16 protein-coding genes and 2 tRNA genes are annotated in these 12,900 nt (G+C 49.4%); 15 read left to right on the top strand and 3 right to left on the bottom strand.

The window, feature by feature from the left end:
- Positions 1–110: 110 nt before the first annotated feature.
- Together JYJ62_RS04285 and JYJ62_RS04280 are read right to left on the bottom strand one after the other, a co-directional pair.
- Positions 111–563, bottom strand: a complete 453-nt coding sequence (locus JYJ62_RS04285; protein ID WP_205340971.1) for a DMT family transporter — start codon at positions 561–563, stop codon at positions 111–113.
- 83 nt (positions 564–646) lie between these two features.
- Positions 647–1,189 (bottom strand): DUF4136 domain-containing protein, encoded by a 543-nt coding sequence (locus tag JYJ62_RS04280; RefSeq protein ID WP_205340970.1) that lies wholly within the window; start codon positions 1,187–1,189, stop codon positions 647–649.
- A 135-nt stretch (positions 1,190–1,324) separates the two neighbouring features.
- Here JYJ62_RS04280 and JYJ62_RS04275 point away from each other — a divergent pair, with 135 nt between their 5' ends.
- Entirely contained in the window at positions 1,325–1,945 is a 621-nt protein-coding gene (locus JYJ62_RS04275) for an FKBP-type peptidyl-prolyl cis-trans isomerase (protein WP_205340969.1), read from the top strand.
- Between the two features lie 5 nt (positions 1,946–1,950).
- Here the strand turns inward: JYJ62_RS04275 and JYJ62_RS04270 are convergent, their stop codons facing one another.
- On the bottom strand, positions 1,951–2,193 hold the full coding sequence (locus tag JYJ62_RS04270) for a hypothetical protein (protein WP_205340968.1): 243 nt from the start codon (positions 2,191–2,193) through the stop codon (positions 1,951–1,953).
- A 158-nt stretch (positions 2,194–2,351) separates the two neighbouring features.
- On the opposite strand from JYJ62_RS04270, the gene JYJ62_RS04265 reads away from it, so the two are divergent.
- The 14 genes from JYJ62_RS04265 (at position 2,352) to JYJ62_RS04200 (ending at position 12,878) form a co-directional block, all read left to right on the top strand.
- The gene (locus JYJ62_RS04265; protein ID WP_205340967.1) at positions 2,352–2,621 is read left to right on the top strand and encodes a hypothetical protein; all 270 of its coding nucleotides are present in this window, start codon (positions 2,352–2,354) and stop codon (positions 2,619–2,621) included.
- 394 nt (positions 2,622–3,015) lie between these two features.
- A complete protein-coding gene (gene radA, locus JYJ62_RS04260) occupies positions 3,016–4,383 on the top strand; it encodes a DNA repair protein RadA (RefSeq protein ID WP_205340966.1) in 1,368 nt (455 codons plus the stop codon).
- Positions 4,384–4,484: 101 nt separating this feature from the next.
- Positions 4,485–5,099 (top strand): GTP cyclohydrolase II, encoded by a 615-nt coding sequence (gene ribA / locus JYJ62_RS04255; RefSeq protein WP_205340965.1) that lies wholly within the window; start codon positions 4,485–4,487, stop codon positions 5,097–5,099.
- Entirely contained in the window at positions 5,096–5,515 is a 420-nt protein-coding gene (locus JYJ62_RS04250) for an MFS transporter (RefSeq protein ID WP_205340964.1), read from the top strand. The genes ribA and JYJ62_RS04250 overlap by 4 nt, the downstream gene beginning before the upstream one ends.
- Positions 5,512–6,327: a cobalamin-binding protein gene (locus JYJ62_RS04245; RefSeq protein WP_205340963.1), complete on the top strand. Its 816-nt coding sequence runs from the start codon at positions 5,512–5,514 to the stop codon at positions 6,325–6,327. The genes JYJ62_RS04250 and JYJ62_RS04245 overlap by 4 nt, the downstream gene beginning before the upstream one ends.
- Before the next feature lie 38 nt (positions 6,328–6,365).
- Complete coding sequence (locus tag JYJ62_RS04240; RefSeq protein WP_205340962.1) at positions 6,366–7,550, top strand: pyridoxal phosphate-dependent aminotransferase; 1,185 nt, start codon at positions 6,366–6,368, stop codon at positions 7,548–7,550.
- Positions 7,540–8,238 (top strand): DNA/RNA nuclease SfsA, encoded by a 699-nt coding sequence (gene sfsA / locus JYJ62_RS04235; protein ID WP_205340961.1) that lies wholly within the window; start codon positions 7,540–7,542, stop codon positions 8,236–8,238. The genes JYJ62_RS04240 and sfsA overlap by 11 nt, the downstream gene beginning before the upstream one ends.
- Before the next feature lie 355 nt (positions 8,239–8,593).
- Positions 8,594–9,631, top strand: coding sequence for a zinc-dependent alcohol dehydrogenase family protein (locus JYJ62_RS04230; RefSeq protein ID WP_205341311.1), 1,038 nt, complete (start codon positions 8,594–8,596; stop codon positions 9,629–9,631).
- Between the two features lie 135 nt (positions 9,632–9,766).
- Positions 9,767–9,842: transfer RNA gene (locus tag JYJ62_RS04225), tRNA-Val, on the top strand.
- A gap of 18 nt (positions 9,843–9,860) precedes the next feature.
- A tRNA-Asp gene (locus JYJ62_RS04220) sits at positions 9,861–9,937 on the top strand.
- Positions 9,938–10,341: 404 nt separating this feature from the next.
- Positions 10,342–10,674 (top strand): DUF2790 domain-containing protein, encoded by a 333-nt coding sequence (locus JYJ62_RS04215; RefSeq protein ID WP_205340960.1) that lies wholly within the window; start codon positions 10,342–10,344, stop codon positions 10,672–10,674.
- A gap of 228 nt (positions 10,675–10,902) precedes the next feature.
- Positions 10,903–11,259 carry a hypothetical protein gene (locus tag JYJ62_RS04210; protein ID WP_022967221.1) on the top strand — a complete coding sequence of 119 codons (357 nt, stop codon included), beginning with the start codon at positions 10,903–10,905 and terminating at the stop codon, positions 11,257–11,259.
- Positions 11,260–11,364: 105 nt separating this feature from the next.
- A complete protein-coding gene (locus tag JYJ62_RS04205; protein ID WP_205340959.1) occupies positions 11,365–11,592 on the top strand; it encodes a hypothetical protein in 228 nt (75 codons plus the stop codon).
- Between the two features lie 827 nt (positions 11,593–12,419).
- The gene (locus JYJ62_RS04200; RefSeq protein ID WP_205340958.1) at positions 12,420–12,878 is read left to right on the top strand and encodes an ATPase; all 459 of its coding nucleotides are present in this window, start codon (positions 12,420–12,422) and stop codon (positions 12,876–12,878) included.
- Positions 12,879–12,900: the final 22 nt, after the last annotated feature.

The following is a 12,900-nucleotide window of genomic DNA, read 5'->3' as shown; positions in this document are numbered from 1 at the left end:
ATCATAATCGAGATTGCGCACAGGCTAAAATCTATAGCTGTGCGGTGGTGTCTTTAACTGCATCAAGCGCTTGTTGAGGGCGGCTCATCGCAGTTGACTGCATGTACAGATTAACTGCGGCGAATCACCCAGATTCCGCTGAGAATTAGCAGTAGCCCCGCAATTTTTCCGAGGTTAATCGGAATTTCTTTGTAACCCACCCAGCCTTGGTGATCGAGAAACACGGCGCTGCTGAGTTGGCCCAACAGAACCAGGGCCATAAACAATAACGCGCCAATCCGCGGGGCGACAAAAGCGGCGGTAAAAACAAAAAAAGCACCGAGCAAGCCGCCCGCCCAATGCCACCAATGCAAACCTTTAAGGGTTTCAAAGCTAACACTGTCGCGCTGAAATAAAGCTAACGCTAACAAAGCGAATGTACCGACTAAAAACGATATCGTCGCGGCATTCAATACGCTGGAGACTTCTTTAGCTAGTAGGCCATTAATACCGGCTTGCAATGGCATCAGCGCACCCGAAACAAAAGCCATAGCCAGCAATGACCAATAAATTTGTGGCGACATAAGTAACCCTAAAACACAGTTATTAAGCGTTATCTTGCCACAAAAGCAGCCTGTCGATGCTTAATTTGTCGCAAGTACACGGCTCAGTTCGGTGGAAAGTAGTGCAAAATATGCTCGACTTGTTGCTGCAATTTACGCGTGCGGGCTTCTGGACTGATACGTTGTTGAGGCAGAACCCAGCTATCGCTACCGCGCCAGATCAGCTGTTGGTTACTGCTATCTAAAATATCAATTTGTAATTTTTGTAGATCAATAGTGATTTCATAGGTTTCGGCGCGCAGGCTAGGGCCCCACATAGGTCCCCAATAATCACTTTGCAATACTTCGGTACGTTGTTGCTGGCGATCAGTAATCAGCCAGGCACGGACCTGTAAGGGCGCGTTTTTGCTCTCAGTAAAACCTTGCTGCAACATTTGCTGACTAATTGCTTGGCGTAGGCGCTGGCTATCAAGATCGTTTTTTTGTTCGGCAGCATCAGGTACAAACTGCACAGCAGGCTCAGCCCATTGCCAGGTTGTTAGGCCTTGATAGTCACGTCCTGGCTGATAATCAAGTTCGGCCAACTGATTGGATTGGCATGCACTTAAAGTCAGCATACTGACCAGTAATAGATAGCGGATCATCATAAAACTCTCCAGATAGAGGCATGCTCAGTGGTTTTTTAGTTCGGGTTTTCTTAGTGGCTCTGTTAGGATACGGCACTGATATTGACTCTTATACTACCGCATCGTGCGGTTTTTTATTTGCCACTGGAGGCATGCATGTCTGATTTAGATCTGAGCACTGATGAAGCACGAGTAAGTTATGGTATTGGTCGTCAAATGGGTGACCAACTGCGTCAGAACCCACCACCAGGTATCAACATTGACGCCGTGCTTGCTGGTTTACGTGCAGCGTTCAATGGCGAGCCAATGCTTGTTTCTGGCGAAGAGTTGAATGCCAGCTTTACCGTGATTCGTGAGCGTATGGAAGCTGAAGCGGCGGTTAAAGCTCAAGCAGCAGCGTCTGAAGGTATTGAGTTCTTAAAAGAAAACGCGAAGAAAGAAGGCGTTATCACGCTAGAGTCAGGTCTGCAGTACGAAGTACTGAACAGCGGTGACGGCGCACAGCCAACCCGCGATAGCACTGTACGTACGCACTACCACGGCACTTTAATTGATGGTTCAGTGTTTGATAGCTCCTATCAGCGCGGCGAGCCAGCAGAGTTTCCAGTATCGGGCGTTATTGCCGGTTGGACTGAAGCATTGCAACTGATGAACTGTGGCAGCAAATGGCGTTTATATGTGCCAAGTGAATTGGCCTATGCTGATCAAGCGGTTGGCACTATTCCTGCGCACAGCACATTAGTCTTTGATGTTGAATTGCTGGACGTTGTTGCTTAAGCGTTTCATGTTTGTGTTGTGCCCGTGCGAGCGGCTTGGGCATAACACATTAAAAATAAATGCCGTACTTGCTCTTTGATCAGCAAAGGTTCTGGACTGTTTAAATCATGGATATCCAGCGCACCTTGTTCACGTAACGCCTCCAACTCCTCCCCATCAATTTGCACACAGACATTGCCTGTTAAGCGATTAATAATGCGCAGGTAAGGTTGTGGACGGTCGAGCCAAGCATCAATAAAATACGTCATAGTGTCTTCCTTGGGTGGTCTAGCAAGTGTTTAAATGAGAATACTTCTCATTTCGTCTTTGTGCAAGTTTTTTGTAATTGAAAGGTCTTGACTCCAATCAAGTGTGATTTCGTGCGCGCGCTGTATTGTTTTTAAAACACAATAACGAGGACTTAGCGATGACCACTTCAGTACACCCATTGATTAAAGAAACGCCTCAGCTTGCCCAGGATTTGCAGGACCTCTGTGATGATGATCCTAAATATGCTCGCCAAGTGGAGGAGTATCAGCAGCTGGCTGCGCGTTTAGCGGCTGTGCAAGCGGGAACAATAGCTTTGGATGCCGAAGGTATCGAGTTGCTTGAGCAGCAATGCAATGCGCAACAGGCTATTTTATTGCGCAAACTGACCCACCCAGCCGGCGGTTGCTGTGGCGGATGTGGCGGTTAATGTAATAACGGGTTATGCCCGTCATTGCAGTCTTGCAGCCCACGCTGATGTCGCAAACATGGCCGCTTTTCTAAGAGCGGACCATGCTGGTGATCGCGGCTGTGCATCCTATATCCATCTCGCAAATATGCCGCTTTTGTAGAAGCAGGCCCTGCCTGCGACTGCGGTCTAGCATCCCCTACATATTCTGCAAACCCCCTCTAAGCCCAGGTTTTATTGGTTGCTTGATAACGCTGTATGGCCTGAAAAGCCAATGTCGCAGGCATGGCCAGCTCCGACGGAGGGCGTTATGTCTGGCGGGAATGTAGTTTGCATTGCTAATCATGCACTGTATACAATGCCAGTATATTAAGACCCTTTTGGGTTATGACGCTAGCAAACAGGGGGGCGCAGTATGGCCAAGGCCAAACGCATGTATGGCTGTACAGAGTGTGGGGCCACGTATCCAAAGTGGGCAGGGCAGTGTGGTGCTTGCGGTACGTGGAATACGCTGGTTGAAACCCTGATTGAGGCTGAAGCGCCGCCGGCAAAAAATGCACGTGCCGGTTGGGCTGGCGATCAAACTGAGCTCAAAACCTTAGCGCAAGTCAGTGTTGAAGAAATCCCACGTTTTTCGACCCAATCGACAGAGTTAGATCGCGTTCTCGGCGGTGGCTTAGTCGATGGTTCAGTGGTGTTGATTGGCGGTGATCCAGGGATTGGTAAATCCACTATCCTCTTGCAAACCCTATGCAATATGGCGCAAACCATTCCTGCTTTATATGTCACCGGTGAAGAGTCACAGCAGCAAGTGGCAATGCGCGCACGGCGTCTCGATTTGCCGCAAGATAAACTCAAAGTCATGACTGAAACCTGTATCGAAACCATTTTAACCGTCGCCCGCCGTGAAAAGCCGCGGGTGATGGTGATTGACTCGATTCAAACCATCTTTACCGATCAATTGCAGTCAGCGCCCGGCGGCGTCTCGCAGGTGCGCGAAAGTGCCGCCTTGTTAGTGCGCTATGCCAAGCAAAGCGGCACGGCGATTTTCTTAGTCGGGCATGTCACCAAAGATGGCGCGCTGGCAGGACCACGCGTGCTGGAACACATGGTTGATACCGTGCTGTATTTTGAAGGCGAGTCCGATGGTCGCTTGCGCATGCTGCGCGCGGTGAAAAACCGCTTTGGTGCGGTGAATGAATTGGGTGTGTTCGGGATGACCGATCGCGGCCTTAAAGAAGTCTCCAATCCCTCGGCTATTTTTCTCAATCGTGCCCAAGAAGCCGTGTCCGGCAGTGTGGTGATGGCCACTTGGGAAGGTTCGCGGCCGATGCTGATTGAAGTGCAAGCCTTGGTCGATACCAGTCATTTAGGTAATCCGCGCCGCGTCACCGTGGGGTTGGATCAAAACCGTTTAGCAATGTTGCTTGCTGTGCTGCACCGCCATGGTGGTATTCCGACCCATGACCAAGATGTCTTTCTGAACGTGGTCGGTGGCGTGAAAGTGTTGGAAACTGCCTCGGATTTAGCCTTGATGGCGGCGATTATTTCCAGTTTACGCAACCGGCCGCTGGAACACGGCCTCTTAGTCTTTGGCGAAATTGGTTTGTCAGGCGAGATTCGTCCGGTGCCCAGCGGTCAAGAGCGTCTCAAAGAAGCGGCTAAACATGGTTTTAAACGCGCTATTGTGCCCAAAGCGAATGCTCCACGAGAAACCCTGCCAGGCTTGCAAGTGGTAGCGGTGACGCGCCTCGAAGAAGCCTTAGATGCGCTATTTGAGTAAGAATATAGCCAGACCGTCACTAACATAATGTTGGTTTGCCTGTTCGAGGCAGAGACGAAGGGTTACAATGCGCCACTTATAAAAGCCTAGGAGTTATTCTGGTGTCTGTCGTCTTTGTCGCTGCCTCCAAATTACCGACCCCATTTGCCGAATTTACCATGCACGGTTTCCTTGATGAGGAGACTGGTAAAGAGCATGTGGCCTTAACCTTAGGGGATATTGCGGATGGTCAACCTGTGCTGGGCCGTTTGCATTCTGAGTGCCTGACCGGCGATGCGCTGTTCAGCTTACGCTGTGATTGCGGCGCTCAGCTCGAGGCTGCCATGCGCGCCATTGCTACAGAAGGCCGTGGGATTTTGCTGTATTTACGCCAAGAAGGTCGCGGTATTGGCCTGCTCAATAAAATCCGTGCCTATAGCTTGCAAGATGGCGGTGCCGACACTGTTGAAGCCAATGAGCAACTTGGTTTTGCTGCAGACTTACGTGATTACTCCATTTGCCGGCCGATGCTAGATCACTTAGGTGTGCACTCGCTCAAACTGATGACCAATAACCCGCGCAAAGTGAATGCTATGCAAGGCTTTGGTGTCGAGATTGACCGTCGTGTGCCATTGCAAGTAGGCCAGAATCCTTACAATAAGCTGTATTTAGCGACTAAAGCGGGCAAATTAGGCCATTTATTAGGCCGTGAGCATCAGGCTGAGCACGACGCGTGAGACCTGTAGAAGCGCGTCGCACCTTACGTATGTTGTGGTGGTTGCAGCTGGCTGTCGCTTTGCTGCCCGCATGGTTGTTTCCCAGTGCTATTTATAATTTAGCTGAGCGTACCGAGCTGGTCTCGATCCTGTTCTTTGTTGCGGCCTTGTTCTTGTTGTTTTTAAATAGCCGACCTTTTCAGCGCTTTAAGCATGCGGTGATTGCGGTCGGTCAAGCGCGCGATAGCGAGCAAGAACAGGATGCCTGGCAGCACTTGATGCATGTCCGTTTGCAGGCCTTATGGTATGCCTGCATCCCAGCATGGGCGGCGGCACTCGCAAAACTGATTGGTTTAGAAATGCCTGTGGTTATCTTGTTGGCTGTGGCAACCCCAGTGTTGTTTTGGCTGTATCGGACCCCTAAACAGTTGTCATGATTGCTCTACGGTATCTAGTGCTAAGCTGTGCCTGCTGCTTGGCTACAATTTTATTGCCTCTGCAGGCGGCCGAGCGGGTGATCAGCTTAGCGCCTTCGCTGACCGAAATGATGTTGGATTTGCAATCAGAGCAGACGCTGGTGGGTATCTTAGATGGCGGTCCACGCCCAGCAGCGCTCGCGCATGTCGCTTCAGTTGGACAGTTTGCGCAGTTTGAACTGGAAACCATGCTCAGTTTACAACCTGATTTAGTCTTGTATTGGCCCTCTAGTATTAGCAAGACGCAACTGGCGCAGTTGCGCACGTTAGGCTTGCCAGTGTTTAGCGCGCATGCGCAGAGCATGGATGAGCTTGCCGAGCAGTTTGCCCAACTTGGCCCGCAGGTTGGCGCCCAACAGCGTGGTGCTGAATTAACCGCGCAGTTACAACAGCGTTTAGCGCAAATGCGCGCGCGCTATCAGCGTGCTGTGCCGCTTCGGGTCTTCTACCAAGTGTGGGATTCGCCGATGTACACCTTAGGCGGCAAGCAAATTATCAGCGATGCCTTACGCGTCTGCGGTGCTGAAAATATTTATGCGGATCTAAGCCTATCGGCACCGCAAGTCAGTATTGAGTCGGTGATTGCCCGTGATCCTGATGTGATCTTACTCGGCAGTGATCGTTTAGCGCAGATGTGGCAGGCGTGGCCAGTGCTTCGAGCGGTTAAACGGGGACAGGTATTAGAAGTGCCTGACCATGGTTTGGAGCGTCCTAGTTTGCAAATGTTTGCAGCGCTTGAGCAGTTATGTGAGCATCTTGCTGATTTTGAGTAAATCTGCGACTTAGCACATCATTTTTAATAGTGGACAGTATGGCTTTGACTTATAGCGCGCGCAGTCGCGCGATTGAACCCTTTCATGTGATGGCGTTATTACAGCGGGCTAATGAATTGCAAGCCGCTGGCCATGATGTCATTCACTTAGAAATTGGCGAGCCAGATTTCGATACTGCCGAGCCGATTATTCAAGCCGGGCAAGCAGCGTTAGCTGCCGGCCATACCCGTTATACGGCGGCGCGCGGCTTACCGGCGTTACGTGAGGCGATTGCTGGCTTTTATGCCAGCCGTTACGCTTTAGATATTAATCCAGAGCGGATTATGATCACCCCTGGTGGCTCGGGTGCATTGCTGTTGACCAGTGCGTTATTGGTTGATCCGGGTAAACATTGGTTGCTGGCCGACCCTGGTTATCCCTGTAATCGACATTTTTTGCGCTTAGTGGAAGGCAATGCGCAATTGGTGCCAGTCGGGCCTGACGTGAACTATCAACTTACTGCTGATTTAGTCGCGCGTTATTGGGATCAGGACAGTGTCGGTGCTTTAGTCGCCTCGCCCGCCAACCCGACCGGTACCGTGCTTAGTCGGGAAGAATTAGCCGCGTTATCGACGGCGCTACGTGAGCGTGGCGGGCATTTAGTCGTCGATGAGATTTACCATGGCCTGACCTACGGTATGGATGCGCCCAGTGTTTTAGAAGTGGATAACGATGCCTTTGTCCTCAATAGCTTCTCTAAATACTTTGGCATGACCGGCTGGCGCTTAGGTTGGATGGTGGCGCCTGAAGCAGCGATACCGGAGCTGGAAAAGCTGGCGCAAAATATTTATATTAGCGCGCCAACCTTATCTCAGCATGCGGCCTTGGCGTGTTTCCAGCCGGAGACCTTGGCGATTTTAGAACAACGCAGGGCTGAGTTTGCTGCACGCCGCGATTACTTATTACCCGCGCTGCGCGAGCTGGGTTTTAAGATTGAAGTGGAACCGCAGGGTGCGTTTTATCTGTATGCCGATATTTCTGATTTTGGCGGTGATGCCTTTGAATTCTGCCGGCATTTTTTAGAAACTGAGCACGTAGCGATTACTCCAGGGGTCGATTTTGGCCGTTCGCGGGCGCATCAACATGTGCGTTTTGCTTATACACAAAGCGTACCGCGTCTAGAGCAAGCGGTTGAGCGCATTACCCGTGGTTTAGTAACATGGCAGGCGCAGCATGCAGTTTGATCCGCCGTTAGAAGAAGGGCGCTTAATCAAGCGTTACAAGCGTTTTTTCGCTGATATTGAATGTGCTGATGGCAGCGTGGTTACCGCGCATTGCGCCAATACCGGCTCGATGAAAAACTGCATGGCTGAAGGTGCACGGGTCTGGTTCAGCCGCAATGATGATCCCAAGCGTAAGCTCAAAGCCACCTGGGAATTGGTCGAAACCCCGCACGGACGTTTGGCCTGCATCAATACCGGTCGCGCCAATCGCTTAGTGGAAGAAGCGTTAATGGCTGGGGTGATCACTGAGCTGGCCGGCTTTACTCAGTTGCGCCGTGAAGTGAAATACGGAGCAGAAAATAGCCGTGCGGATTTTTGTTTGCTGTTTGATGAGCAGTCGGTGTTTGTCGAAGTGAAAAGCGTCACTTTAGGTTTTGCAGAGAACGATAGCGCCGCCTTTCCCGACGCGGTTACCACTCGCGGCGCTAAACATTTACGTGAGCTAACCGCGCTGGCCGCCAGCGGACAGCGCGCCGTGTTGATTTATTGCGTCAATTTAAGCGGCATCACTGCCGTGCGCGCCGCCGAAGAAATTGATCCTGAGTACGCTGCAGCGCTGGCTGAGGCCAAAGCAGCTGGGGTTGAAGTATTGGCTTACGGCACCCGTATCAGCCCCGCAGGTATCCAAATCACCCATCCGCTCGTGTAAGAGCGGGCCATGCCTGCGACTGCTGCCTCGCAGCCACTCTGAGAGTCAGCAGATAAATAGCTCTCGTGTAAGAGCTGGCCATGCCTGCGACTGCTACCTCGCAGCCCCGCAACACCATGCAAACCCTCACACAGCACATCGCCTCGCTGGGTACCTACACCCCAATAAACCCACACAGCTCATAATGTTAAGCGCCCTTGTGTAGTACAGTAACTAATGTCATTGTCTTGTAAGTATTAGCAGTCGATGATGGATGGCGCTAGAGGTTCTACAACCTTGAGCCCGAGCGCTAAAACTTTCGTCCAGTTCGGACGAGCACATAAAAGAGGGATGAATTATGACTATGCCAAAGCAAATGCAGGCGATTGTGTACGGTGGTCCAGGAGTTAAGTCGTTAGACACAGTACCGACCCCGAAAATTCTACAGCCGACCGATGCGATTGTGAAAATTGTTAAAACCACAATCTGCGGCACCGACCTGCATATTCTCAAAGGCGATGTACCAGCGGTGACTCAAGGACGGATCCTTGGTCACGAAGGTGTGGGCATCGTAGAAGAAGTCGGTAGCGGTGTGACCCGCTTTAAAAAAGGTGATCGTGTGCTGATCTCTTGCGTCAGCGCCTGCGGTAAATGTGATTACTGCAAAAAACAACTGTATTCCCATTGTGAAGATGGCGGCTGGATTCTCGGTCACTTAATTGATGGCACCCAAGCTGAGTACGTGCGTACGCCACATGCCGACAACAGTTTGTACCATGTGCCAGAAGGCTCTGATGAAGAAGCACTGGTGATGCTCAGTGATATTCTGCCGACCGGTTTTGAGATTGGTGTGCTCTACGGTGCCGTGCAACCGGGCGATACCGTGGCAATTATTGGTGCCGGCCCGATTGGGATGGCGGCGCTGTTAACCGCACAGTTTTTCTCACCGGCACGCTTGATCATGGTTGATATCGATGATTCGCGTTTAGCCATGGCGAAAACCTTTGGCGCGACCGATGTAATCAATAGCGCCACCAGCGATGCCGCCGCCGAACTGCTGGCGATGACTAAAGATGGCGTTGATGTGGTGATTGAGGCGGTGGGTATCGCGGCCACCTTCGATATTTGCCAAGCCGTGGTGCGCCCCGGCGGGCATATTGCTAACGTCGGTGTGCATGGCACCAGTGTTGATTTACAGCTGCAAGACTTGTGGATCAAAAATATCACCCTGACCACCGGTCTAGTCAATACCAATACCACCAGCATGCTGATGAAAAACGTGCAGTCAGGCAAACTCAAACCCGCTGAGCTGATCACCCACCGCTTCGCCTTTGCTGATTTTATGCAAGCCTATGAAGTGTTTGGTAATGCCGGCAAAGAAAAAGCGTTGAAAGTGATGATCGATAACAGCTAAACCGCAGTTTTGCTTGTTTTGTAGACGCCTTGCGCTTAGAAATGAGCGCGAAGGCGTTTTATTTTGTCAGTAACGCGTGTTGTGCTTGCTAAAAGCAGTTCTGATGTCTAATATACGCACCACTTCGAGAGACAAGGGTGATTAGCTCAGCTGGGAGAGCATCTGCCTTACAAGCAGAGGGTCGGCGGTTCGATCCCGTCATCACCCACCACTTGTCCTTAAAGTATGCGCAGTGGTAGTTCAGTTGGTTAGAATACCGGCCTGTCACGCCGGGGGTCGCGGGTTCGAGTCCCGTCCACTGCGCCATATTACGAAAACCCGTTAAGCCTTTAAACGCTTAACGGGTTTTTTCGTTTCTGCTTGGCGAAAACCCTGTCTTTTCCCTAAATTATCTATGTGTATTTTGGCTGTGACCATTTGTGAGTCGTCCTTGATTGCTTTCAACTCGTTGAGCTTATGCTTGAAATGCCTTAACGCTGGGTAGTCAGTCACAGCAAGCCGGTAGTCGATTTATTCACTACATATATCACTTCTTATCATAATCAGAATATGCAGCTATAGGGAAAACCTGTTTGAACTCCTCAGGCTTCGGGTTCTTTGTGTTGTGATCTTTTTTGTAAGAATGTTTCCATTACCGGAATGTAATATCAGTGTCATCATATAGACAGTATCCGGTGCTTATAATTGACTGACAATTATCGGAGAGCATCATGAATATAATTAAAGTGGCATTAACAGTGGCTTTATTAAGTTCAACCCAGTTGGCTTTTTCTAAGTCATCAGTCGAGCAGGTTAGTCAAAAACATCAAGAGCAGACTATTGATGTTACGCGAAAATATGCTCTTGATAATAATAAAAAAGAACCAGTTATTGTGGATTATAAATACGGCATGAAAATAGATGTTGCCAAACTTATACATCAAACGAAGGACGTTGAAGTGTGTGGTAATTACAAAAAAATAATGAGCTACGAAGACGCTCAAGGAGAGTTGCATTCCGTTCGATATACGCTGCTTGGTGACTGCCGTAGCTCGCGGGGTTAAAGTGTTATTTAGTGTGGTGTATATAATAACCAACATGTCAGCTTCTTACATGGCTTAGTGACAGGGTTAATCTATAGCTGCTCAGACCTTAGCCGTCTTATCACTTCGCTATAGAAAGAGTCGTTGCTCTATCCAACTTCAGTTGGAATTCAGGTTGGGGTGTTGTAATAAAGATCAAGATATATCTAAAGATAGATACTGTACAAATAGGCTGAGAGGTGTAAAACCATGGTCAAAGCCCATAAAGTAACAAGCCAGTCACAATTTCTTCTTCGACGTAAGCTGGCAGTCGAGGGTTTAACTGATATTCAGTGGGAGAACTTTATCCAAGAACTGAATAATCACCCTTGTGTTGATTTCGCTGAAGGCAAGCCGGAAGGTCAATTGATTGTCACGTTCGATGGCACACATTGGTCCACTGACGAACTGATAGACCTTATTGAGGCGCGTGGCAGCCGTTTAAAAGCTGGTTGGTGGCAGCGTCAAAGGCTCGCGTGGTACAGGTTCACTGACGAAAATGTTCGTGCGAATGCCAAGCATGTGCCTAGCTGCTGCTCAAAACCCCCTTCTATTATGAAAAAGTAATAGGAGGGCAAATCAGCGGGTAACAAGGCACCGCCACTTGCTACTAGAGATGGCCATGCTTGGCACTATTATAGATATTTAACATGCAAATTTGAGGATAACTCCATGATTGAAGGACATATGTTTGGCAACACAATGTGGGCTGGACACTGGCTATGGATGCTGGTCATGGCCATTTTAGTGGTTGTGCCGGCTTGGCGAATTTGCCAGCGTATCGGTTACTCGGGTTGGATGGGAATCCTGATTCTTATTCCAATGCTGAACCTGGTTTTCCTATACTTTATTGCGTTTGCGGACTGGCCGGCGGACAAAGCAGAGGAGCGGAATGAGTGAGAAGTACGGCTGCTTGAAATAATCACCGGGTACGCCCATCAGTTCCTTGCTCTGCTTACTGCGCTTAAGGGTTGAAGACATGCAGTTGCATCAAGTCTGCATACCCACGCAATCGCTATCACGTAAAAAACGTTTATCTAAATTCTGAAACTACTAATTATTCCGCCGGTGACGATGGGTAAGTACCAGGCATCAGCGGTGGAGTACAAACGGAGAAAAAGAACGTCAGGTGCATAAGGCACGACGTATCAGTACTCGTAATGTTCACACTTTCGGTTTGTCCGTCAGCAGCGGAAGCAAGTACGTCATAACTGTCCTGCTGACCACTTTCCATGCTGGGCATTTACGGAACGGATATGCCGATGATCACGTCAAAACTATTGCTTCCAGAATGCTCTATCCACTCTAGTACAGCACGAGCAGCTGAGGCTCCTGTAAACATTCGTGGTTGCTAGGCTTTGCTCGGTGTTGTTGTCGAGGACTTCGAAGCTTGTAGCTTGAAACTTACTGAGACGGTACCGACTGCGAGAGCCACTAAGTTGATGATCATTAGTTTTCTCATGATGAATAGCGTTAATTAAGCAACAATATATATATCCGATTGTCTAACTATTATGCTTCGACGGTAGAGCTGCGAAAGGATCAGGATAAAAAGTTAGGCGGGGTGTCAGGGCGTTGGGATTTTAAAGTGGTTGCAGCTTTTACAGGGTGAATTGGGTCAAATATGATTCACTCAGTGTTCACGTTGATTTCAACTTCATTGGCATCTGACCGCGAGATTCCAGCCAGTCACGCAGAAACCAAACACAGATTAAAGGTAAAGCCACATGGAAATTAAAACGTTTAGAGAACTCATAGAGTGGACAGCTGATCTGCATGGGCAATTGGCACGCTGTCTTTCCCATTGCACGACATTAAATAAGGATGAGCGAGCTCGGATGCTTCTGGGTTACTTGGCACGCCACGAGACTGATATTGAACATATGGTCAATGAGTTTGTGCGCCAAGCAGGCACTAATATTTTGGAAACACGGGTATATGATTACCTGCCGCACGAATCGATGAAATTTCACCGCCCCTGTGATGAGCACTATGCATCACTTGATTTCAACGGTATCCGCAGCGAGGTATACGACTATCATGATCAAATTATTAAACTCTATCAAACACTGCTTGGGAAAATTAATATTCCTAAAATTAAAGAGTTGATGGAAGATCTATTAACCATGGAACAAAATGAATTTAAACGCTTAGTTCATCAGATTAGCCGGATGGACGATCTCTAAGAACCGTGGTCGTCAGTGCAGG

The sequence above is a fragment of the Denitrificimonas caeni genome (genome assembly GCF_905120345.1).
Lineage (GTDB): Bacteria > Pseudomonadota > Gammaproteobacteria > Pseudomonadales > Pseudomonadaceae > Denitrificimonas > Denitrificimonas caeni_A.
The sequence above is the reverse complement of the archived record's forward strand: the minus strand, read 5'-3'. Positions and strand labels throughout refer to the sequence as shown.